The organism is Duganella sp. BJB1802 (assembly GCF_013369445.1).
GTDB lineage: Bacteria > Pseudomonadota > Gammaproteobacteria > Burkholderiales > Burkholderiaceae_D > Rugamonas > Rugamonas vulcania_A.
The window spans coordinates 176859-197946 of the sequence record NZ_JABWEF010000016.1; the positions used below are offsets into that span (position 1 = coordinate 176859).

Genomic DNA, 21088 nt, shown 5'->3' on the forward strand with positions numbered 1-21088 from the left:
TGAAAAAGGCCGTGCCGGGCAGCAGCACCGCCGCCGGCGGGCCATGTAAACATCCCGCCGCAGTCCGCTATGCCCTACAATCTCGGGATGACTGAAATCACTCTTGCCCTGCCCTACGCCCTGCCCCCGCCGGAGATGGCGCCCGACCTGATGCGCGCCCTGAACACCCCCGCCCTGGCGGCGCTGTTGTCTCTCAATAAACACTATCAATACCAGACTTACGACGCGAAAGCCCGGCTGCTGCCGCACGAAGCCTGGCTGGCGCACGCACTGGGCCTGGCGTCCGCGCCCGATCGGCCGGACGCCGGCGCGCCGCTGGCCACCGCCGTCATGCACGGCTGCGGCCTGCAGGCGGAGGCCGCGCAAGGCCATTGGTTCATCGTGCAGCCGGCGCACATTCAGCTGTCGCGCACCCACCTGCTGCTGTCCGACCCGCGCGGCATGCATCTGAGCGAGGCGGAATCGCGCGCGCTGTACGATCTGGCCCGCCCCTGCTTCGAAGAGCAAGGCAAGACGCTGCTGCACGCGGCGCCCGGCCTGTGGTTTGCGCGGGCCGACGAGTGGTCCGGCCTGGACACCGCGTCGCCCGACGCCGCGACCACCCAAAACCTGAGCGACTGGATGCCCGAGGGCGAATACGCGCGCCCCTACCGCAAGCTGCAAAACGAGATCCAGATGCAGTGGCACGAGCTGCCGGTCAACGAAGCGCGCCAGGCGCGCGGCCTGCAGGCGGTGAACTCGTTCTGGCTGTGGGGCGGCGCCGGCCCGTTGAAGGCCGCGCCGCGCGCGCTGGCGATCGGCGGTGGCCCGGACTGGATGCAGGCACTGGCCGCGCCCGCGCTGCGCCAGCCGACCGCCGCCCAACTGATCTCCCAGCCGGGCGCGGTGATGCTGGCCGAGCTGATACCGTCGGCGCAAGCCGGCGACTGGTCCGACTGGATCACGCGCCTGCAGCGCATCGAACAGGAATGGCTGGCGCCATTGCTGGCGGCCTTGCGCGATGGCCGCATCAGCGGCTTAAAGCTGCTGCTCAGCCACCGCAACGGCTGGTCCAGCGTCGAGACCAGCAAGCTCTCGCTGCGCAAATTCTGGCGCAAGCAAAACCTGAACCTCTTACTGAAGCAAGCCTGACATGACCCGTATCGCCATCCGCCCCTGCCCGTTCCGCGAATCCGAAATGCTGCGCCAGGGCGGCATCCATCCCGTGCTGGCGCGCCTGTACGCGTCGCGCGGCCTGACCGACGTCAAGGAGCTGTCGAGCGAGCTGGCATCCATGATCCCGCCATCGGGCCTGCTGCACATCGGCGCCGCCGCCGTGTTCCTGGCCGACTCCATCGCCGCCGGCAAGCGCATGGTGATCGTGGCCGACTACGATTGCGACGGCGCCACCGCCTGCGCGGTCGCGCTGCGCGGCCTGCGCGCCATGGGCGCCAACATCGACTTCATCGTGCCCAACCGCTTCGAATACGGCTACGGCCTGACGCCGGAAATCGTCGAACTGACGGCGCGCGAAAAGCAGCCGGACATCATCATCACCGTCGACAACGGCATCGCCAGCATCGACGGCGTCGCGGAGGCCAACCGGCGCGGCATCGAAGTAGTCGTCACCGACCACCACCTGCCGGCCGACACCCTGCCCGCCGCGCGCGTGATCGTCAACCCGAACCAGCCGGAATGCGGCTTCCCGAGCAAGCATATCGCCGGCGTCGGCGTGGTGTTCTACGTGCTGCTGGCGCTGCGCGCGGAGCTGCGCAAGCGCGGCGTGTTCGACGCCCAGACCCAGCCCAAGCTGGACAACCTGCTCGACCTGGTCGCACTGGGCACCGTGGCCGACGTGGTGCGGCTCGATCCGAACAACCGCATCCTGGTGGCGCAAGGCCTGAAGCGCATGCGCGCCGGCCGCATGCACGCCGGCGTGGCGGCGCTGTTCCGCGTGGCCGGCCGCGAGCCGCGCAACGCCAATCCCTTCGACCTCGGTTTCGCGCTGGGCCCGCGCCTGAACGCGGCCGGCCGGCTGGAGGACATGTCGCTGGGGATCGAATGCCTGATCACCGACGACGAGGGCCGCGCATGGCAACTGGCGCAGCAGCTCAACGAGATCAACCTGAAACGGCGCGAGATCGAAGCCGAGATGCAGGACGCCGCCTTGCTGCACCTGGACGCGTTCGAGCCGGCCAACAGCAGCACCATCTGCGTGTTCGACGAATCGTGGCACCAGGGCGTGATCGGCATCGTCGCCTCGCGTTTAAAGGAGAAGTTCTTCCGCCCGACCATCACCTTCGCGCCAGGCGCGGACGGCTGGATCAAGGGGTCCGGCCGATCGATACCCGGCTTCCATCTGCGCGACGCGCTGGACCTGGTGTACAAGAAGGCACCGTCGCTGATCGACAAATTCGGCGGCCACGCGATGGCGGCCGGCCTGACGCTGCGCGCCGACGCCTTCGACGCCTTCGCGGCGGCCTTCGAGGAAGTGGGCCGCGCGTGGCTGAGCAAGCAGCAGCTGGAGCGCGTGATCGAAACCGACGGCCCGCTGGAAGACGCCTACTACACCACCGCCTTCATCGACCTGATGGACGGCCAGGTGTGGGGCCAGGGCTTCGCACCGCCGGTGTTCTGCGACGAGTTCCGCGTGGTGAGCCAGCGCATCCTGAAGGAGCGCCACCTCAAGCTGCTGCTGGAGAAGAACGGCGCCCGCTACGACGCCATCTGGTTCGGCCACGTCGACTCGCTGGGCGAACGCGCCAAGGTCGCGTTCCGGCTCGACGCCAACGAATACAACGGCGTCACCAAAGTACAACTGATGGTGGAGCACGCCGAGCCGGCGTGAGAATGCGCGTACTTTTCACATGAACATGATGGTATTCTGGGCATTCCGGTCTTGCTACCCAGGGAGTGCGAAAAATGAAATTCGATTGGCATGGCGGGCTAATATCGCCCTCGACTGAGATCGATTCCGGCTACAGGAACACGCAAAACGTCCGACGCTTTCTTTCCGGGGAGTGCGGGCCGGAGTTCAAATTCGACCGCGACCTGATGGCGTGGATGCGCAACGGCGGCGCGAAAAACATGGCCGATGTGGTGGAAGAATGGAAGCGCCGGCGCGGCCGTAACTGACTGCCGCGAAATCTGGACTACAGCCTAACGGGAACATATGGAATCGACAATTCCAAATGACGAGTTCGTCCGGTCGAATTTCCCCAGGCTGGCCGCCGCACTGGAATACATGCCGGTCGGCGTGACGATCGTCGACCGCGACTTGACCATACGGTTTTGGAACCCGGCCTTTTGCCAGGTGCAGGGGTTTCCGGATCAAGTGATGCATCCTGGCGTCACCATGGCCGAAGTGTTCCGCCACATCGCCTCGCGCGGGGATTACGGACCCGGCGCCATCGACGAGCTGGTGGCCGCCCGGGTCGGACTGTGCCTGAAGTTCGAACCCCACAATTTCACCCGCACCATGGCGAGCGGCGTACGGCTGAATATCGTCGGCCGCCCCATCTATGCCCCGGATGGCGCGGTCAGCGGCTTCGTGACCATTTACCACGATGTGACGGCCGAGAAGCGCCACGAGGAAGAGCTGGAGGCCAAGAACAACGAGCTGCAGCAGGCCAAGCAGCTGGCCGAGGCGGCGAGTTTGGCCAAGGGACAGTTCTTGTCCAATATGAGCCACGAGATCCGCACGCCGCTCAACTGCGTCATCGGCATGGCCTACCTGGCCTTGAAGACCGAGCTCGACCCGCGCCAGCGCGACTATCTGGAGAAAATCCGCTTCGCCGGCGAGCACGTGCTGGGCATCATCGACGACATCCTCGACATTTCCAAGATCGAGGCCGGCAAGCTGGAAATCCAGCATATCGATTTTTCGCTCGACCACGTGATGCAGACGCTGACCACCGTGGTGGCGCCGAAGGCCGCCAGCCGCAAGCTGGAACTGGTGTTCGATCTCGATCCCGCCCTGCCGCCGACGCTGGTGGGCGATCCGCTACGGCTCGGGCAGGTGCTCATCAACTACACCAACAACGCCATCAAGTTCAGCGAGCAGGGCCGGATTGAGATCCGGGTGCGCCAGCAGGCCAGCGACGGCCAAGGCTGCCTGCTGCGTTTCGAGGTGAGCGACCAGGGCATCGGCCTGTCCCAGGCGGAAATGGCCAAGTTGTTTGTCTCGTTCCAGCAAGCCGACACGTCGACCACGCGGGAATATGGCGGCACCGGCCTCGGCCTGGCGATCTGCAAGGAGCTGGCCCAGCTGATGGGCGGCGATGTCGGCGTCGACAGTCAGCAAGGTGTCGGCAGCACGTTCTGGTTCACGGCCCGGCTTGGCGTATCGGGCAAGACCGTGGCCATGCTGATCAACCAGCTCAGCGACGCCGCCGCCGAGCTGCTGGCCGGCGCCCACACCTCGGCCGCGACGGTGGCACTCAAGGTGGCGCGCATTCTGCTGGTCGAGGACAATGTCTTCAATCAGCAGATTGCACGGGAGATGCTGGAGGAAGTGGGCGCCGCCGTTTGCATCGCCAGCAACGGCGTCGAGGCATTGGAACTGCTGCGCCAGACGCGATTCGATTGCGTCCTGATGGACCTGCAAATGCCGCAAATGGACGGGCTGGAGGCGACCCGCCGCATCCGCGCCGACCCGCAACTGGCCGGGCTGCCGGTACTGGCGATGACGGCCACCGCCACCATCGACACCCGGGCGCGCTGCATTGAAGCTGGCATGAACGATTTCATTTCGAAGCCCATCCAGCCGAGCCTGATGCGCCAGACCATCGCCAATTGGCTGCCGCAGGGCGCGCTGCTGACCGCGCCGCCTGAGCCGCGCCATCCGACGGCGGTCGTCGAGTCCGCACCTTGCGGCGAAGCGGCCGCGATCGACTTCTCGGTGCTGGCCACGCTGTTCGACGACGACCTGCCGAAGGTGCGCAAATTCGCCGCCAAATTCCTGCACAGTGCGCAGGCTGGCGTGCGCGACATGGAGGCGGCGCTGGCGCGCGGCGAAATGCAAGCCTTGCGCGATCTGGGCCACCGCATCAAATCGTCGGCGCGCAGCGCGGGCGCCTTCGGCATGGCCGAGTTGTGCTGGAAGCTGGAGCAACTGACGCCGGGAGACGCGGTCAGCGAGGCGGCGTGCGCCCAGCGCCTGGTGGCGCAACTGAGGGATTCACTCGAACAAGTGGCGGCGCAAATCATGCGGAACACGGACGACGCCGTCTGAAATGGTGGCGCCATGTTGGACCTTTGGTATCGCAAATCGGCGCTACTTCATCAGCCCATCGTCTACCCGCCCGGACTCGCGGCAGTCTGTTACTGTGCGCTTTTTCCCCGGGGGCACTTATGAGATTTCTGCTTGCTGTACTGGCATTGACACTTCCGGCGCTCGCCACGGCGGAAAGAGCCGACCGATTCCAGAAAACTATCATTTCCTACGACGGCGAGATGCATTACGACACCGTCAAGGGCATCAGCCAATTCAGCGACCACGTCGAGACATCGAAAGGCACCCTGCTGATCTCGTCGGATTACCTGACGGCGGTGCAATCGCCGGAGGGGGACTATCTCTATACCGTCACCTCGCTCAAAGACAACGTCGCCAAATTCAAGCAAAAACAGGATGCAGCGAGTGACAAATGGGTCAATGGCGAAGGCAAAACGATGGCGTACCGGGAGAAGGATGACCTCCTCACGGTCGATGGCAACGCCGAAGTTAAAATCATCGAAAACGGCAGCGTTACCGGCGTCGCGACAGGCGCAAAAATCACCTACGACGCCCGAACCGAACAGATCTTCGTGAAGAGCGCTGGCGACGCCGCGGATCCCGCCAAGAAAACGCGCGCCATGCTGGTGCTGATGCCCAAAGCGGATCCGCTAAATAAGTAAATACCACACCGCTGCAGCCAAATACAAAGAATAACAAGTGACTGCTGATATGGCGAACCATCGCGGCGTCGGGGCAGCCGACTTCAAGGAGACTGGGCTGTATAGCTTTTTCCGTAGCGCCATCATTTCGTCCGTGGCAACAAGAAAATACATAATCGCAGCTCCAAAATGATAGAGCGTCGATGGCGCCGCACCGTCATGGGCTTGCTCGATGCCCACAAATAATTGATAGGACCCAATACTGACGAAAAGTAGTTTCCAAAGGAAATAAAATATCGATCTTCGGTATTTGGAAATTTTCACAATCTTTGAAGTCATGGTTTACCCTCCCGACTTAATGATAGAGATTATTAATTGTGAAATATTCACAAAATGTCACCGTGCACTAAGAGGTCCAGTTGATTCCCGGTTGCTATCCATCCTAAAAAGGAGTATAACAACTCCAACAACGGAGGATTTATGAATCTTACCTACGCTTACCCCCGCAGCCGCTTCGAACCCACCGTATTGGTCGACCTGAACGCCAAAGCCGAGCGCGAACGGCTGTCCAAGGCTGCCCTCAAGGGCTTTTTCAAACTGGCCGCCGCCTGGAAACTGCGCGACGACGACGCCCGCGAACTGTTGGGCGGCATTTCCAGCAGCGCCTACTACGAGTGGAAAAAACACCCGGAACGCACGCTGGAGGTGGACTGCATCACGCGCATCTCCTACCTGCTGGGCATCTACAAGGCGCTGCACATCCTCTACGGCGACAAGCTCGCCGACGAGTGGATGAGCCTTGCCAACACCAACCTGATTTTCGGCGGCCGCACCCCGCTCGCCTATGTCGCCGCCGGCGGCCTGCCCGCCATGCAGATCGTACGCCAGTTGCTGGACGCCCGCCGCGGAGGACTGTAAGTGCCGGTCAGCCTGATTCCACCTTTAACCACGCTGCGCCAGTTCGACACTTGCCGTTTGCTGCCCTCGCGTTTCGCCGACATGGAAGACTCGGTGTTGGCGCCCCTCGCCGACAACGAGCAGGATCTGCACGACCTGTTTGAACTGGATAACGCCACCAACGCGCGCCTGCAGGCGCAGAACGGCAACGCCGCCGGCATCACGATGGATGAACTGGTGTTCGGCGTGCCGAACTTCCGCATCGTCAACGCCGCCTTTACCTACGCCCGCCCTGAAGGCAGCCGCTTCAACGGCGGCACGCGCGGCGCATGGTACTGCGCCTTCAACGTCGAAACCGCGCTGGCAGAAGTGAGCTTCCACAAGGCCGTCGAATACGCGGAGATCAACCGCTTCGACGACAGCGTACAGTACCAGACCATGCTGGCCGATTTCACCGCGCCGTTCCACGACCTGCGCGGCCAGCTACGCTATCTCGGCTGCCTGGCGCCGGACAGCTACATCGAATCGCAACTGCTGGCGGAACGCCTGCTGGAAGGCGGCTCGCTGGGCATTATTTATCCAAGCGTGCGGCTGGACGGCGGCATCAACCTGGCCTGCTTCCGCCCCGCGCTGGTGGGCAATGTTCGCAAAGGCGCGGTGTATCGGTTAACATGGCGGGGTAGCCCTGTACCGATCATCGAACTTATCTGAATCATGCAAACCAAACCTGAAAACGACACCGACCTGCGCCTCAAAGTGAACCGCGAGACCGCGCGCCTGCCATGGACCGAACTGCTCAAGCATTTCGCCGCCGGCAATGTGGTGTGGGTCGCCAATTCGCTGGACCTGGTCGACGTGGCCGTGCGTATCTCGCACGACGACAAGGCCAACATCGCCCAGTGGATGAACGCCGGCCTGCTCGCCAAAGTCAGCGACGAGCAGGCGGCAACCTGGCTGGAGACCAGCGCCGAACTATGGGCGGTGGTTGTCAGCCCCTTCATCCTCGTCCAGCAGGAAAAGGCTGTTCCAGCCAGCGTGCATTAAAACTGGAAGCTGCCCGCGTCGAGCGTGACCGAGCCGCCGCAAGCCGGCGTGGTCGCCTCGCGATTGCCGCTGGCGGTGGACTGGTTACTCTCCCACACGGTGCTCACGCCGTACTTCATGAACTTGTATTGGATCGCCGTCGACGGCGGCAGCTGGAAGGTGCGCGACCACGGCACGTTGGCGCCGCTGCCTTCGATGTTGAGCTGATCGCTCGCACCCGGTGTCCAGTTGCCCAGCTCCGCACGATTACCCACCACGTACACGTTCTGCCCCACCACTGTATTCGCATTCGCCACGCGGAAGGTCACAGGCACCGTGGTGCAGGTACCACCGCCGCCACCCACCTTCTGGTTGATGTGCAGCGCCACCGCAGGCACGGTCGCGCCGCCATTGGCCGGGATGCTCACGCTGATCACACCATTGCCGCCGACGGTGACGCTGTCGCTGGTGCAGCCCGTGCCGGCGGCATTCAACTGGCCGTGCACCACGTTGCAGTAAGTCCCCGCAGGCAGCAGCGTTTGCAGCGAGGCGTTCCAGGCCGCGTACTCGTTGTTGATCGCGACGAAGCCCTTGGCGCCGCGCCCGAATGCGATCTGGTTGGCGGTGCCGTTGGTGAAGTAGTCCACGCCCTGCCCCGACGTCGCCGCGCGGAAGGCGACCATGTTGGAGATGTCGCCCCAGCGATGGATAAAGTCCCACTGCTGGTTGATCAGCGGGTTGCCGCTGGCGTCGAACGGGCTGGCACTCGGCGGGGCCTGGTCGTAATTGGTAAAGCGGAAGCCCGAGTGCAGCTGGGCCGAACCGTAGGGCCAGGCCAGCATGAAGATGTTCGCCAGGTCGTAGCGCTTGGTGCCCTGCGTGTCGTTGGTGGTGCCGGAGACGTAGTTGCTGGCCACCAGGGAGCTGCCGTTGCGCTCCGTGTCCCAGTTGTTGACGAAGACGGTCGCCTTCTCGCTCGGCACGAAGCCCCAGGTGCCACCCCAGTTGCCCGGCGTGCCCATGATGGCGCGCACCTGCGACAGGCTGGCTCCGTTCTCGTTGCGGAACATCGCCTTGAGCGCGAAGGTGTACTGGAATTCGTTCAGCGTGCCGACGCTGTAGTAGTCCGAGCGCACCACGTTACTGTCCGGGATCACCTCCTGCGTGATCCACAGCGCCTCGCCGGCCTTGGTGGTGTGCGTGACGCCGCCCATGATCGCCTGCAGGTCGCTCGGCTGCATATGCTTGGCCGCGTCGAAGCGCACGCCGTCCACACCCATGTTGATCAATTTGGTCAGGTAGGTCTGGACCTGCCCCTGCACATAGGCGCCGTCGGTCTTCAGGTCCGGCAGGCCGCTCAGGCGGCAGAACATCACGTTGTAGCGGTTGCCCGGTGAGCCGTAATCGCCGCCGGCGATGTCGCAGGCAGGATGAAAATCGCTGGAGCTGAAAAACGGATAGGCCAGCGTGGACGAGTTCCACGTCGAGCCATCGGTCGCGGTGCCCGAACCGGCGGCCAGGTGGTTGACCACCACGTCCGCATACACGCGCACCTTGGCGGTGTGGCAGGCGCTGATCATGGACTGGAACTCGGCCTCGGTGCCCATGTTGCTCTTCAGTGAGGCGAAGTTCACCGGCTGATACACGTCCCACCACGCGCCCAGGCTGGCCGAGGCCTGCGGCGGCGATACCTGCACCGCGCCAAAGCCCTGCGGCCCGAGCCAGTTGACGCACTCCTTGGCGATGTCGTTCCACTTCCAGCGGAACATCTGCACCGAGGTGTCGGCGGGGTTGAACGCGGCGTGGGCGGGTGCCAGGGCGCAAGCCCCCAGCAGGCCGGCGGCCAATAGGGTTTTCTTCATTTTTCGTCTCCGTGTCGTTTTATTTGTATTTTGGGAAATACTGCAGCCCAGATAAAATGTAGCAGAACTACAGTAAACAACAAGCGAAATACGATTCAATTTTTCACAATCCCCCATAGGAACCGCTTCCACAGCCGCATCTCCCGACACAGATGTAATGCGATTACCTCTGCAATACTGCGGTATCATGGGACGAAAAAACGACACTACAGAATTCAAAGCCACTTCATGTCCATCACCCAGCCTGCCGAAAGCGCCAACGACATTGCCACCCATCTCGCCGAGGCCATCGCGGCGCGCAAGCTGCCGCCGGGGACCAAGCTGCGCGAGGAAGCGCTGTGCCGCCTGTACTCGGTCAGCCGCACCAAGATCCGCGCGGCGCTGCTGATACTGTCGAAGGACAAGCTGATTAACATGGTCCCCGACAAGGGCGCCATGGTGAGCCAGCCCAGCGAACAGGAGTCGCGCGAGATCTTCGCCACGCGCCGCATCATCGAGGCCGCGCTGGCGCGGGAGTTCACCGCCAAGGCCAAGCCGGCCGACTACCGGAAGCTGGAGAAGCATTTGAAGGAGGAGCGCAGCACGCTGTCGCAGGTGCCGTCCAAGATGCGCCAGCAGCTGCTGGGCGATTTCCACGTGCTGCTGGCGGACGTGGTGGGCAATCAGGTATTGAAGGAGATCGTGCGCGAGCTGGTGGGCCGTAGCTCGCTGATCACTATGCTGTATCAATCGGAGCGCGATGCCGCCTGCTCGTCCGATGAACACGCGGCCTTCCTGGCGGCGGCCCGCTCGGGCGACGCGGACAAGGCGGCGGAGCTGATGCTGCACCACCTGAGCCATGTAGAGGCGGCGCTAAACTTCGACATCAACGCCAGCCCGGCCAAGCGCGACCTGGTCTCCGCGCTGCTGATGTAGCCAGACTTCAGCGCGCGGCTTGCGCCAATTGATGCGCCAGCGCGTTGTGGCGTTCGATCACCACCGGCAGGTCGATGGTACACAGCACGCCGTCGCGCACCACCACCTTGCCGTTGATGATGCTGTGCGAGACATTCGGCGGCGTGCAGAACACCAGCGCCGCGACCGGATCGTGCAGTGCGCCGGCGAAGCCTATCGTATCGAGCTTGAACATCACGATGTCCGCCGCCATGCCCGGCTTGAGCGCGCCGATGTCGTCGCGGTTCAGCACCTTGGCGCCGCCCAGCGTGGCCATTTCCAGCGCCTGCCGCGCCGTCATCGCATCCGGGCCGAAGCCAACGCGCTGCAGCAGCATCGCCTGCCGCACCTCGCCCATCATGTGGCCCGAATCGTTGGAGGCGCAGCCGTCCACGCCCAGGCCGACCGGAACGCCGCTGTCGAGCATCTTGCGGATCGGCGCGATGCCGGAGGCCAGGCGCATGTTCGAACAAGGACAGTGCGCGATCCCGGTGCCGGTGCGGCCGAACATGTAGATGCCGTCGTCGTCCAACTGTACACAGTGCGCGTGCCAGACGTCGCGCCCCACCCAGCCGCAGTCTTCGGCGTATTCGGCCGGCGTCATGTTGAATTTTTCGCGGCTGTAGGCGATGTCGTTCGCATTCTCGGCCAGGTGCGTGTGCAGGGAGACGCCGAAGTTGCGGGCCAGCGCCGCCGCTTCCTTCATCAAATCGCGCGACACTGAAAACGGCGAGCAAGGCGCCACCACGATGCGCTGCATCGCGTAGCGGCCGGCGTCGTGATAGCTTTCGATCAGGCGCTGCGTGTCCTTGAGGATGGCTCCCTCCTCTTCCACCACGCGGTCCGGCGGCAGGCCGCCCTTGGACTGACCCACGCTCATCGAACCGCGCGCGGCATGGAAGCGCATGCCGATCTTGCCGGCCGCCTCGATGCTGTCATCGAGCTTGCAGCCATTGGGATAGATGTACAGATGGTCGCTGCTGGTGGTGCAGCCAGACAGGATCAGCTCCGACATCGCCGCCAGCGTCGACACGTTAACCATCTCGGGCGTCAGGTTGGCCCAGATTGGATACAGGTTGGTCAGCCAGTTAAACAGTTCACCGTTCTGCGCGGCGGGGATCACGCGCGTCAGGCTCTGGTACATGTGGTGGTGGGTGTTGACCAGGCCGGGCATCACCACATGGTTGGCGGCGTCGATGATTTCGTCGGCCTGCTGCGGCAGATCGGCGCTGCGGCCGACTTGCTCGATCACGTTGTCCCGGATGTAGACGGCGCCGCCGGCAATTTCACGGCGCTCGTCATCCATCGTCACCAGCACGCGCGCATTTTTGATCAGTAGAGTTTTAGTCATTTTCTATAAGGGCTAAACACTGCGGAAACAATGCGCGGGCACTGCGGAAACAGTAGGGTTGATATCAGGCGTATTTTAAGCTGCTTCACGCTCGGAGGTCAGGAAAGCCTGCGGGACGTCCTCTTCCTCATCGTCGTCGTTCAGTTCCAGCGGACGCTCGGGCAGCACCAGGTTCAGGGCCACCGCCACCAGCGCACCGACCGTGATACCGGAGCCGAAGACTTCCTTGACGAAGGCGGGCAGCTTGGACAACAACTCCGGCCGCACCGTCACCGCCAGGCCGCAGCCGATGGCCACCGCCATGATGATGCCATTGCGCTTGGTGTGTTCGACATGGCTCAACAACTGCACGCCGGCCGAGATGATCATCGCGAACATCATCAGCCCCGCGCCGCCCAGCACGGGCTGCGGTATCGTCACGACCACCGCGCCCAAGACCGGGAACAGGCCCGCCAGGAACAGCATCACGCCGGTCAGCGCAACCACGTGGCGGCTCGCCACACCAGTCAGCGACACCACGCCCACATTCTGCGCGAAGGTCGATACCGGAGGGCTGGACAGCAGCGCGGCGAAGGCCGAACCGACGCCATCGCACAGGATGCCGCGCGCCAGCGTCTTGCCGCGCATCTTGGTGTCGGTGGCGGCGCCCAGCGCCATGAAGGTGCCGGTGGTTTCCACCATCGTGACGAGGTAGGCGATCGCCATCGCGACCACGCCGGCCACCGGGAAGGTCATGCCGTAGTGGAGCGGCCGCGGCAGCGCGAACACCTGCGCGTTCCGCACCTGGGAGAAATCGATCATGCCCATCGAAACGCACAACAGGTAGCCGATGAACATGCCGATCACCACCGCTGCGGCGGATACAATCCCCTTGCCGAATTGGACCAGCATGATGACCGTGACCAGCACGAAGGCGGCGATGCCAAGATTGAGCGGCGAGCCGTAGACCGCACCCGGCGCATGGCCGCCCGCCGCCCAGTCCACCGCGACCGGCACCAGCGACAGGCCGATCATCGTCACCACCACGCCGGTCACCGCATGAGGGAACAGCTTGCGGATCTTCGGCATGAAGCAGCTGCCGACAATCATCACCACCGAAGCGGCCAGCGACGAGCCGAGTATCGCCGGCACGCCGTGTTCCAGGCCTATGCTGATGGCCGCGCCGACGAAGGCGAAGCTGGTGCCCATCACGCAAGGAAGCCTTATTCCGACTGGCCCTATGCCTTTACACTGCACCATGGTGACGATGCCAGAGCCGAGCAAGGCGGCGTTGATCAGGGTGATGATCTGGTCGGCCGGCAGCTTGAGCGCCGCGCCCACCACCAGCGGCACGGCGATGATGCCGCCCAACGCGGCGAGCATGTGTTGCGCCGCCAGCAATACGGTTGTGAATAGGGGTGGCCGATCCTCGACCTGAAATAACAAGTGATTCATAAACGCGTCTCCGTCTGTCTTTTTTTATGGGCGTTACTTTGCAACTACAACCCGCACGGGCTGCCCTTAACCGTGCGTAGAAAGGATGCTTAGCAACGCAACAGCTCGTGACCGACGCGTTTATTGACGACGATATTGCGCCTCGCCGGATACATTGTCAACGAATTTTGTATACAATTTTTTATCGAAGCGCGGCGTCCCCGCGCAGCGTGGCGATGGCCAGGTCGAGGAAGGCGCGCAGTTTGCGGGACGAGTGGCGCCCTTCGTGGTGCACCACGCTGACCGGCACCGGCGCGGGTTCGTAGGCGCTCAAGACGGAGACCAGGCGGCCGTCGGTGAGATACGGCGCGGCCATGTAGGACAGCACACGGGTCATGCCGAAGCCGGACAGCGCGGCGCGCAAGGCGGCGTCGTTGCTGGTGCTGCTCATGCGGGGATGGACCTTCACCGTCTGCGTCTTGCCGTCGCATTCGAAGCGCCATTCGTTGGTGGCCGTGACGGCGGTCGCCGCGATCAGGTCATGGCCGGACAGCTCCTGCGGCGTGGATGGCGTGCCGCGCGCGGCCAGGTACTGCGGCGACGCGCACAGCACCTGCCTCACCTGCCCCACGCCGACCGCCTGATAGCTGGAATCGGGCAGCACGCCGATGCGGATCGCCGCGTCCACGCCTTCGTCCATCATGTTGACCACGCGGTCGAGAAAGCGGCATTCGACGTCGGTTTCCGGATAGCGCCGCAGGTACTCGGTGACGATGGGCGTGACGTACATCGCGCCGAACATCACCGATGCCGTGATCACCAAACGCCCGCGCGGCGCACCGTGAGCGCCTGCGGCGGAGGTCTCGGTTTCCACCACATCGGCCAGGATGCGGCGGCAGTCCGCAGCATAGCGCGCGCCGGTTTCGGTCAGTCGCACCACGCGCGTGGTGCGCAACAGCAGGCGCACGCCCATGCCCTCCTCCAGCTCCGTGACGGCGCGCGTGACCACCGGCGGCGATATCTTCAGCTTGCGGGCGGCGGCGGCAAACCCGCCTTCGTCGACGACGGCCACGAAGATCGCCATGGCGGAGAGCTTGTCCATATTATTCCCAATTTAGAAATAGTTCATTGCATATTTAACGGATTCTCATTATCGCGCTTATCGATGAAACTGCAAGTGTTCGCTGAACAAACAACCCACAACCCAAAGGAGCAACACCATGACCCGTATCGCCACCATCGAAACCGCCACCGCCAACGCCGAACAAAAAGCCCTGCTGGACGCCATCCAGGGCCAACTGGGCATGGTGCCCAACTTCCTGAAGGTGTTCGCCAATTCGCCGGTCGCGCTGCGCGCCTTCCTCGGCCTGCACGGCGTGGCCAACGACGGCTCGCTGAATGCCCTGACCCGCGAACGCATCGCCCTGGCGGTGGCGCAGCAGAACAGCTGCGAATATTGCGTGTCCGCGCACACCGCCATCGGCCGCAAGACAGGCCTGAGCGGCGACGAGATGAGCGCCGCCCGCAGCGGCACCAGCGCCGACGCGCAAGCCGCAGTGGCGGTGAAATTCGCGCAAAGCCTGATGGAGAAAAAAGGCGAAGTCAGCGCCGTCGAACTGGCGGAGATCCGCAACGCTGGCTACAGCGAATCGGACATCGTGGAGATCATCACCCACGTCGCCATGAACTTCCTGACCAATATCCTGGCCAAGGCCAGCCGCGTCGAGATCGACTTCCCGAAAGTCGAACTGAAAATCACAGCCTGATTCCAACCAAACCGGGGAGCCCATCATGGGACGTGCATATTCCGACATCACCTTCACGCCTGCGGTGCGCGAGGTTCAGGAGAACATGGGAAGCCGCGCCAGATATGGGTTCCTCGATCGGATGGAGGACCGGCAAGACAGCCTGGGGAAACGGGAGATCGCCTTCATCGAAGAGCGGGATCATTTTTTCCAGGCCACCGTCAACCAGAACGGATGGCCGTACGTGCAGCATCGCGGAGGACCGGCGGGCTTCCTGCGCGCGCTCGATGCGAAGACGCTGGCCTTCGCGGACTTCCGCGGCAACCTGCAGTATCTCAGCGTGGGCAATCTTAAAACGGACGACCGCATCTCGATGATATTGGTCGACTATGCGGAGCAGGTGCGGCTGAAGATCATCGGCCGCGCGCGCACCGTTGAAGCGGCGGAGGACCCGGCGTTGATGGAGCGGTTGCGCATGCCGGGCTACGCCGGCCGCATCGAACGGGCCTTCGTCATCACCGTGGAGGGCTTCGACTGGAACTGCCCGCAGCACATCACGCCGCGATATACCGAGCAGGAAATTGGCGCCATGACGGCACCTCTGTATGCGCAGATCCGGCGCCTGCAGGAGCAGTTGGCGGTGCTCACCGCGACGAAGGCCGATCCGCCTGCGTCGTAAACTCTGGCGCAGCGGTCAGCAGACGTCCACCCACTGCCCTTGCGTGACGGTCGCCAGCAGCGCTGGCGTGATCCTCACCATGCTGTTGGTGGAACCGGCGGCCGGCAGCACCTCATCGAAGTTGCTCAGTGAATGATCGAGATAGACCGGGAGCGCCTGCGCAAGGCCGAACGGACAAACGCCGCCGACTGGATGGCCGGTGGCTTCCGCCACTTCGTCCGGCGGCAGCATCTTCCCTTTGCCGAAGGCTTCCTTGAATTTGCGGTTGTCGATGCGCGCCACGCCGCTGGCCACCAGCAAAATCACGCGCCCTTCGGCGACGCGGAAGGCCAGCGTCTTGGCGATGCGGCCCGGTTCCACGCCGTGCGCCTCGGCCGCCAGCGCCACCGTGGCGGTGCTGACCTCCAGTTCTACGATAGGGAGATCAAGATCACGGGCAAGGAAGAATTCACGAACGGATTGCAGGCTCATAGACTTATGCTGGACGGTTTTTATCAGCCAGCAGTGTAGCAGCAGGTCAGGTCGGCGTGTCGACGTCGTCCCAATCGCGGTCTTCGAAATGCACCAGCCAGTTCAGCGCATGGTGGCGTTCCTGCAGCACGCCGTCGTTCAGCGTTGCGGGAGCGGCGGTTTTCTTCAAGATCGCCTGGCGCGTGGCCCAGTGCTGGCGGTAGTGCAGATCCAGCGCATCCAGTATCTCCACCGCCGGACGCATGGCCAATTGCTTGCGCAGGCCTTCGGTACCGCGTTCGATGACGGTGCGCGATATGGCCGCCACGTCGCCGATCGCGTCGGCAAACGGCAGCGCCTCTTGCAGACCAAGCGCCCATTGCAGCACGAGGATGGCTTCATAACGCCACAGGAACTGGGTGGTCTCATGCTCCGTGGGCGTCTCCTGCGCGAGGAAGGCGCGCTCCGCGTCGGTCAGGCCGGCGAAGGCGGGTGGGAAGCGTTTTTTCAGATCGTCGACGGCGATGGCGCGGCCGCCCGTCAGCGACTCGGCGCGGATCGCGACCACGAACAACGCCAGCATCCGGCGCAGCACATCCTCCGGCGTGCGCAAGCGCAGTTCCGGCTCGGAGACCAGCGGCGGCAGCGTGGCCGGCACGGCGATCTTGCGGGCGGCCAGCAGCTCGTCGGAGCGCGCCTTGCGCTGCCAGGCCTGCGGTGGATATGGAACCACCGCCTGCGGATCGCCATCGTCGCCGGATGTGGACAGCAGCACGCGCCCTTGCGGATCGCGCACGCTGCCGTCGGCCATGAAGACGATGGCGTTTGCCGCCTGCGCCCAGGCGACGAAGCTGTCCATCGCATCCTCCTCGACGGACAGGCTGACATGCTGGCGCACGCGCTGCACATGGCGGATCACGTGATACCGCACCTGCGTCATCTGGCCCGCTCCGGCCTGGGCCAGATAGTTCATGAAGCCGTTGAGGTGGGGCGGCAGTTCGGGATCGGACAGGTCGCGCCGTGCGTTGAGTACGTGCGGGAAGCCGGGCTTGGGAACCTCGGCGACCGTGCAGTAGGCGTTGATCAGGATGTGGTGACTGGTGTCTTTGGCGGAGAACAGTTGCTTGATTCGGTTTAGCATGATTTGCTGGACAGTTTGACTGTCCAGCAGTGTAGCAGAGGCCACCGCATGGTCTTACATGGACGCCGTCGCGAATTCATATTCGATCAGCGACTCGTCGTCCCAGCTGGTGTCGGCCAGAGGGGGCGCGAACACGTTTTTCTTCTTTGCGATGAACGGCAACGTTTGACGTCGATCTCCGGAGACCAGCGTCACGCCGGTCGCGTTCAGTGGCGCCTGATAACTCAGCTGTACACTCTTGATATGGCAAACACCGCCGGCCAGCGCGAGCCCGTTACGGATCAGGAAAGACAGTTCGTCCTTGTTGACAGCCCAAGCGATCTCGCACTCCATGCGCAAATCGCCGAGGCGGCGCGCATTGGAGGGAACGCCGGGCGTATGGATGTCGCCGCGCCAGCGCACCAGGCTTTTCTTCTTGTTCGTGACCAGGTCCGCCTTGTCGTCGATCGCGGCCTGGATGCGCGGCAGGACGAAGGTGCCATCCGCAGCGACAGGAACGTTTTCCGACGTATTGTCGCCAGCGATGCGCAGCGTAACGCCATCCACCGATCCACCGGGCATGGTTGACACCAGCTTGAATTTCATCGGCGCGGCGGGCGCATACTTGCGGTGCTCCTCGAATGCGTCCACGCCTTTCAGCATGACCTTGTAGGATTTCAGCTCAGGGTTCTTCACACCGCCCACTTCCACCACTTGCGGCGCCTCAGCATCGGCCGCAGGGACTTCCTGTGCGCAGGCGCCGGCACAAGCCAGCAGCATGCTTAAACAAAGCAGTTCGTGTTTCATAGGTCCTTTTAACGCATGTCGAGCGCGCGGCTCCGACGGGGTGGCGGGAATGCTTGATCCAGCGCGGCCAGATCTTGCGGGGAAAGTTTGATATCGGCGGCGGCGCGGTTGGCGCGCACGTGCACGGGATCGGTGGCCTTGGGGATGGCGATCACGCCGTCCTGATGCAGCACCCAGGCCAGCGCGATCTGCGCCGGCGTGACGCCGTGGGCGTGGGCGTGGGCGTGGGCGACAGCATGCAGGCCGGGATTGTCCAGCAGCGCGGCCTGTTCGCGGCCGTGCGACTCCAGCGGCGAGTAGGCCATCAGCGGTATGCCCTGCTGGCGGCACCACGGCAGCAGATCGAACTCGATACCGCGCTTGCACAGGTTGTACAGTACCTGATCGGTGGCGATGGCGCCGCAGCCGACGGCGTCCTGCATGCTTTCGAGGTCGAAGTTGCTGACGCCGTAGTCCTTGATCTTTCCGGCTTTCTTGAGCGCCTCGAAGCCGTCGATGGTTTCGTCCAGCGCGAAGTGGCCCTGCCAGTGCAGCAGGTAGAGGTCGAGGCAATCGACCTTCAACCGGCGCAGGCTGCGCTCGCACGCGGCTTGCGTGCCTTCGAAGCTGGCATTGTGCGGATAGACTTTGCTGACCAGGTAGACCTCGTCGCGGCGGCCGGCGATCGCCTCGCCCACCACCTCCTCGGCGCCGCCCTCGCCGTACATTTCGGCGGTGTCGATCAGCGTCATGCCGAGGTCCAGGCCCAGTTGCAAGGCGCGGACTTCATCGCGCTTGCGCGCGGCTTCCTCGCCCATGTTCCACGTGCCCTGGCCCAGCGCAGGTACGGTCGATCCCGAAGGGAACTTCACAGTCTTCATCGCGGCGCCCGCCGTTAAAAAAATGTATGGTATCCCCAACCATGCTTTTTAGGCAAATGCACGGGCTTATTTGAATTCGAAGCGAACGTCCGTGATGATTTGAACTTTGCCCCAGCGGAAGTTACAAACACGCGCGACTTCGATCTGGTCCTTACTTTCGGGGACGCAGCCGCCGACGATACTGACCGTGTTACCGCCTTGGCGTGACAAAGGGAATTCGATGGTCGGCCCATCGAGCAATTTGTGCTCCAGTTGCACCGACTCGGCGTAGTCATCTACCAGGGCGGCGATCAAGACCTTGTCCGCCTTCAGCGTGTACAAGTCATGCTGAAACGCCGCGCCGGGGAGCAGGCACATTTCGAAAACCGTCTTTTCGGCGGTCTGCGTCTGGCACTGCGCCGGCTCACTGGCGTGGGCGGTTTGGATCATGCAGGCGGCGATTGCCGGGATAAGGTATTTGATTTTTTTCATTTTGGTGTTTTTTGCTTTCTAAAATTTATGTTCGCAAGAGACGCTAACGTCGCTGCCCCCCCTTGTAGCGGTTGACAGCAGCTAGTGGCCGAAACATCAACGCGGCTTAGCTAATTTCAGCTTCTCTCAACTCGAATTAGTTCATCGTAATGAGCAAACTCCGGCGTCGAAGAATAATTGGAACTAACATCCACCGTTGATGTGGCCGTTTCAAGACTATATGGACTAAAGCGCTCACGTCTGATCTTGACCGAACCATCTTGCTCAAACATATAAGAGCTGCCGCCTACGACTTTGTCTGTGTCGCCTTCAAATTCACGGTATGTCGCCATCGTTAAAAATAACTTTCCTGACTCAACCTCTTGGAATGTATAGGTTAGTGATTCACGCAAAAACTCGTCAAGAAAGCCCACTCCAATCACACCGCTCGCAATGTCAATAAAACAATTTGGCCTGTCTATAGAGCCAACGAGAACTGTATAGGTCTCTTTGCTGAAGTGGGCTGCTCTAGCCTGATCTTCGGACCACATTTCTGTAGGCTTCTTTTTGGCACGAAACCACGATTTACAAAAAGAAATAGAGCTATTCATTAGTAAATTTTACCCTTTATGTCTCGAATTACAACGCCTGCGCGATGCGCGGCATCGAGGATTGGTTCGGAAAACTGAGTAAATTTTCGAGAAACAATTTCACCTGATATAGGATTATATGAATCAAGCCGAGTATATCCTGCTCCCTTAGGGTTGTTTATATACACTTCATTGTAAGGATATTCGCTGGCACGCTCGGCATTAAATGCGTTCCCCTCATCAAGACGCTTTAGCCACTCCGGCTTACTGCTTACTCTTGTGACAATAGCTTCCGCACTGTTTGCCTCGCCCGCATCGACAACAACAGGAGCAGTTTTACTGAAAAAAACCCACACCTTCTTCAATACACTCAATATCTCAGCTGCGGCTGCATCATCGACGCATTGCGCTGCTGCGACCGCTCGATCAGCTTATTCCTAGTCTGACAAGCTGCAGCATCACCACTACCATTTCCGCAAGCCGCTACTGCCGCTTCCAGTATTCGTTGCTCCGAACTCCTGAAGCCAACGCCATGCTGATTCAGGTAGTTATTCTCCACCTCGGTCCCTGGTACTTGCCGGTGGAGTCGCTGCCGCTGTCGTCGGCGGACAGGCTCAGACGCACCGGCAGCGCCTGGCGCCACTTGATCAGCAGGTCGCTGTCGCCGGGCTGCTCGCCGGGGACGATCTCGATGTCGGCCTCGGCGGTCGGCACGCGCTTGAAGTTCTCCAGCGCCTGCTCGATGTCGCGCAGGTTGAGCAGGTCGCCGGGCCGGGCCGGCAGCGCGGTGCGCCACGAGGCGCGGTCGTTGCTGGCGCCGGCGGCCGGTTCGGCGAAACGGATGGCGCGGATGCGCCCCGGCACCAGCACCAGTTGCAGGTCGCCGCCACGCAAGTCCTGCGGCGCGGCCACCACGCGGGTGGTGACGTAGCCGGCCGCGATCAGCGCATTCTGCACCTTGCCGATCACGGCATTGACGCCGCCGCTGCCCAGGCAGCGGCCGATGGCGTCGGCCGCCGCGTCCAGCGCCCCGGGGACCGTCGCCGCCGGGGCGG

23 protein-coding genes and 1 pseudogene are annotated in these 21088 nt (G+C 62.7%); 11 read left to right on the plus strand and 13 right to left on the minus strand.

Annotated features, from left to right (window positions below; all coding sequences use genetic code 11):
* Positions 1–87: 87 nt before the first annotated feature.
* The 5 genes from HUX88_RS23555 to HUX88_RS23575 all read left to right on the plus strand — a co-directional run bounded on the left by HUX88_RS23555 (position 88) and on the right by HUX88_RS23575 (position 5874).
* Positions 88–1131 (plus strand): hypothetical protein, encoded by a 1044-nt coding sequence (locus HUX88_RS23555; protein ID WP_229219501.1) that lies wholly within the window; start codon positions 88–90, stop codon positions 1129–1131.
* A 1-nt stretch (position 1132) separates the two neighbouring features.
* Positions 1133–2827: a single-stranded-DNA-specific exonuclease RecJ gene (recJ, locus tag HUX88_RS23560; protein ID WP_176363332.1), complete on the plus strand. Its 1695-nt coding sequence runs from the start codon at positions 1133–1135 to the stop codon at positions 2825–2827.
* A 74-nt stretch (positions 2828–2901) separates the two neighbouring features.
* Complete coding sequence (locus tag HUX88_RS23565) at positions 2902–3114, plus strand: DUF6434 domain-containing protein (RefSeq protein ID WP_117010333.1); 213 nt, start codon at positions 2902–2904, stop codon at positions 3112–3114.
* Positions 3115–3151: 37 nt separating this feature from the next.
* A complete protein-coding gene (locus tag HUX88_RS23570; protein ID WP_176363333.1) occupies positions 3152–5212 on the plus strand; it encodes a response regulator in 2061 nt (686 codons plus the stop codon).
* A 119-nt stretch (positions 5213–5331) separates the two neighbouring features.
* On the plus strand, positions 5332–5874 hold the full coding sequence (locus HUX88_RS23575; RefSeq protein ID WP_117010331.1) for an LptA/OstA family protein: 543 nt from the start codon (positions 5332–5334) through the stop codon (positions 5872–5874).
* On the opposite strand, the gene HUX88_RS23580 is transcribed toward HUX88_RS23575, so the two are convergent.
* Positions 5863–6192: a hypothetical protein gene (locus HUX88_RS23580; RefSeq protein ID WP_176363334.1), complete on the minus strand. Its 330-nt coding sequence runs from the start codon at positions 6190–6192 to the stop codon at positions 5863–5865. The two genes, HUX88_RS23575 and HUX88_RS23580, sit on opposite strands and share 12 nt — an antisense overlap.
* A gap of 141 nt (positions 6193–6333) precedes the next feature.
* Here HUX88_RS23580 and HUX88_RS23585 point away from each other — a divergent pair, with 141 nt between their 5' ends.
* The 3 genes from HUX88_RS23585 to HUX88_RS23595 are packed head-to-tail and all read left to right on the plus strand — an operon-like array spanning position 6334 to position 7794.
* Entirely contained in the window at positions 6334–6771 is a 438-nt protein-coding gene (locus tag HUX88_RS23585) for an antitoxin Xre/MbcA/ParS toxin-binding domain-containing protein (protein ID WP_117010330.1), read from the plus strand.
* Positions 6772–7461: an RES family NAD+ phosphorylase gene (locus tag HUX88_RS23590; protein WP_117010329.1), complete on the plus strand. Its 690-nt coding sequence runs from the start codon at positions 6772–6774 to the stop codon at positions 7459–7461.
* A 3-nt stretch (positions 7462–7464) separates the two neighbouring features.
* Positions 7465–7794, plus strand: coding sequence for a DUF2288 domain-containing protein (locus HUX88_RS23595; protein ID WP_117010328.1), 330 nt, complete (start codon positions 7465–7467; stop codon positions 7792–7794).
* Here the strand turns inward: HUX88_RS23595 and HUX88_RS23600 are convergent.
* On the minus strand, positions 7791–9635 hold the full coding sequence (locus tag HUX88_RS23600; protein ID WP_176363335.1) for a carbohydrate-binding module family 20 domain-containing protein: 1845 nt from the start codon (positions 9633–9635) through the stop codon (positions 7791–7793). The genes HUX88_RS23595 and HUX88_RS23600 overlap by 4 nt on opposite strands.
* A 228-nt stretch (positions 9636–9863) precedes the next feature.
* On the opposite strand from HUX88_RS23600, the gene HUX88_RS23605 reads away from it, so the two are divergent.
* A complete protein-coding gene (locus HUX88_RS23605) occupies positions 9864–10550 on the plus strand; it encodes a GntR family transcriptional regulator (RefSeq protein WP_161088724.1) in 687 nt (228 codons plus the stop codon).
* Between the two features lie 7 nt (positions 10551–10557).
* Here the strand turns inward: HUX88_RS23605 and HUX88_RS23610 are convergent, their stop codons facing one another.
* The 3 genes from HUX88_RS23610 to HUX88_RS23620 form a co-directional block, all read right to left on the minus strand.
* Positions 10558–11919 carry an 8-oxoguanine deaminase gene (locus tag HUX88_RS23610; protein ID WP_117010325.1) on the minus strand — a complete coding sequence of 454 codons (1362 nt, stop codon included), beginning with the start codon at positions 11917–11919 and terminating at the stop codon, positions 10558–10560.
* Between the two features lie 75 nt (positions 11920–11994).
* Positions 11995–13353 carry a nucleobase:cation symporter-2 family protein gene (locus HUX88_RS23615; protein ID WP_176363336.1) on the minus strand — a complete coding sequence of 453 codons (1359 nt, stop codon included), beginning with the start codon at positions 13351–13353 and terminating at the stop codon, positions 11995–11997.
* Positions 13354–13534: 181 nt separating this feature from the next.
* The gene (locus tag HUX88_RS23620) at positions 13535–14434 is read right to left on the minus strand and encodes a LysR family transcriptional regulator (RefSeq protein ID WP_176363337.1); all 900 of its coding nucleotides are present in this window, start codon (positions 14432–14434) and stop codon (positions 13535–13537) included.
* A 118-nt stretch (positions 14435–14552) separates the two neighbouring features.
* Between HUX88_RS23620 and HUX88_RS23625 the strand changes: the two genes are divergently transcribed.
* Positions 14553–15098, plus strand: a complete 546-nt coding sequence (locus HUX88_RS23625; RefSeq protein WP_176363338.1) for a carboxymuconolactone decarboxylase family protein — start codon at positions 14553–14555, stop codon at positions 15096–15098.
* 25 nt (positions 15099–15123) lie between these two features.
* Complete coding sequence (locus HUX88_RS23630; protein ID WP_176363339.1) at positions 15124–15756, plus strand: pyridoxamine 5'-phosphate oxidase family protein; 633 nt, start codon at positions 15124–15126, stop codon at positions 15754–15756.
* Positions 15757–15771: 15 nt separating this feature from the next.
* Here HUX88_RS23630 and HUX88_RS23635 read toward each other — a convergent pair whose 3' ends face one another.
* The 8 genes and pseudogenes from HUX88_RS23635 to HUX88_RS23670 form a co-directional block, all read right to left on the minus strand.
* Positions 15772–16227: a YbaK/EbsC family protein gene (locus HUX88_RS23635; protein ID WP_117010320.1), complete on the minus strand. Its 456-nt coding sequence runs from the start codon at positions 16225–16227 to the stop codon at positions 15772–15774.
* A gap of 46 nt (positions 16228–16273) precedes the next feature.
* Positions 16274–17347: a DUF4272 domain-containing protein gene (locus HUX88_RS23640; protein WP_176363340.1), complete on the minus strand. Its 1074-nt coding sequence runs from the start codon at positions 17345–17347 to the stop codon at positions 16274–16276.
* Positions 17348–17401: 54 nt separating this feature from the next.
* Complete coding sequence (locus tag HUX88_RS23645; RefSeq protein ID WP_176363341.1) at positions 17402–18133, minus strand: hypothetical protein; 732 nt, start codon at positions 18131–18133, stop codon at positions 17402–17404.
* An 8-nt stretch (positions 18134–18141) separates the two neighbouring features.
* Entirely contained in the window at positions 18142–18993 is an 852-nt protein-coding gene (locus HUX88_RS23650; RefSeq protein WP_176363342.1) for an aldo/keto reductase, read from the minus strand.
* Between the two features lie 66 nt (positions 18994–19059).
* Positions 19060–19464, minus strand: coding sequence for a hypothetical protein (locus HUX88_RS23655; protein ID WP_176363343.1), 405 nt, complete (start codon positions 19462–19464; stop codon positions 19060–19062).
* Positions 19465–19580: 116 nt separating this feature from the next.
* Positions 19581–20054: a lytic transglycosylase gene (locus HUX88_RS23660; protein ID WP_176363344.1), complete on the minus strand. Its 474-nt coding sequence runs from the start codon at positions 20052–20054 to the stop codon at positions 19581–19583.
* Entirely contained in the window at positions 20054–20398 is a 345-nt protein-coding gene (locus tag HUX88_RS23665) for a hypothetical protein (RefSeq protein ID WP_217916420.1), read from the minus strand. The genes HUX88_RS23660 and HUX88_RS23665 overlap by 1 nt, the downstream gene beginning before the upstream one ends.
* A 199-nt stretch (positions 20399–20597) precedes the next feature.
* Positions 20598–21088: pseudogene (locus HUX88_RS23670) on the minus strand (POTRA domain-containing protein); the annotation flags it as partial.

Coding starts and splice junctions, on each gene's coding strand:
- HUX88_RS23555 (WP_229219501.1), top strand. CDS start 88: ATGACTGAAATCACTCTTGCCCTGCCCTACGCCCTGCCCCCGCCGGAG.
- HUX88_RS23630 (WP_176363339.1), top strand. CDS start 15,124: ATGGGACGTGCATATTCCGACATCACCTTCACGCCTGCGGTGCGCGAG.
- HUX88_RS23565 (WP_117010333.1), top strand. CDS start 2,902: ATGAAATTCGATTGGCATGGCGGGCTAATATCGCCCTCGACTGAGATC.
- HUX88_RS23595 (WP_117010328.1), top strand. CDS start 7,465: ATGCAAACCAAACCTGAAAACGACACCGACCTGCGCCTCAAAGTGAAC.
- HUX88_RS23650 (WP_176363342.1), bottom strand. CDS start 18,993: ATGAAGACTGTGAAGTTCCCTTCGGGATCGACCGTACCTGCGCTGGGC.
- HUX88_RS23575 (WP_117010331.1), top strand. CDS start 5,332: ATGAGATTTCTGCTTGCTGTACTGGCATTGACACTTCCGGCGCTCGCC.
- HUX88_RS23585 (WP_117010330.1), top strand. CDS start 6,334: ATGAATCTTACCTACGCTTACCCCCGCAGCCGCTTCGAACCCACCGTA.
- HUX88_RS23610 (WP_117010325.1), bottom strand. CDS start 11,919: ATGACTAAAACTCTACTGATCAAAAATGCGCGCGTGCTGGTGACGATG.
- HUX88_RS23620 (WP_176363337.1), bottom strand. CDS start 14,434: ATGGACAAGCTCTCCGCCATGGCGATCTTCGTGGCCGTCGTCGACGAA.
- HUX88_RS23645 (WP_176363341.1), bottom strand. CDS start 18,133: ATGAAACACGAACTGCTTTGTTTAAGCATGCTGCTGGCTTGTGCCGGC.
- HUX88_RS23605 (WP_161088724.1), top strand. CDS start 9,864: ATGTCCATCACCCAGCCTGCCGAAAGCGCCAACGACATTGCCACCCAT.
- HUX88_RS23615 (WP_176363336.1), bottom strand. CDS start 13,353: ATGAATCACTTGTTATTTCAGGTCGAGGATCGGCCACCCCTATTCACA.
- HUX88_RS23625 (WP_176363338.1), top strand. CDS start 14,553: ATGACCCGTATCGCCACCATCGAAACCGCCACCGCCAACGCCGAACAA.
- HUX88_RS23600 (WP_176363335.1), bottom strand. CDS start 9,635: ATGAAGAAAACCCTATTGGCCGCCGGCCTGCTGGGGGCTTGCGCCCTG.
- recJ (WP_176363332.1), top strand. CDS start 1,133: ATGACCCGTATCGCCATCCGCCCCTGCCCGTTCCGCGAATCCGAAATG.
- HUX88_RS23640 (WP_176363340.1), bottom strand. CDS start 17,347: ATGCTAAACCGAATCAAGCAACTGTTCTCCGCCAAAGACACCAGTCAC.
- HUX88_RS23660 (WP_176363344.1), bottom strand. CDS start 20,054: ATGAATAGCTCTATTTCTTTTTGTAAATCGTGGTTTCGTGCCAAAAAG.
- HUX88_RS23635 (WP_117010320.1), bottom strand. CDS start 16,227: ATGAGCCTGCAATCCGTTCGTGAATTCTTCCTTGCCCGTGATCTTGAT.
- HUX88_RS23580 (WP_176363334.1), bottom strand. CDS start 6,192: ATGACTTCAAAGATTGTGAAAATTTCCAAATACCGAAGATCGATATTT.
- HUX88_RS23655 (WP_176363343.1), bottom strand. CDS start 19,464: ATGAAAAAAATCAAATACCTTATCCCGGCAATCGCCGCCTGCATGATC.
- HUX88_RS23570 (WP_176363333.1), top strand. CDS start 3,152: ATGGAATCGACAATTCCAAATGACGAGTTCGTCCGGTCGAATTTCCCC.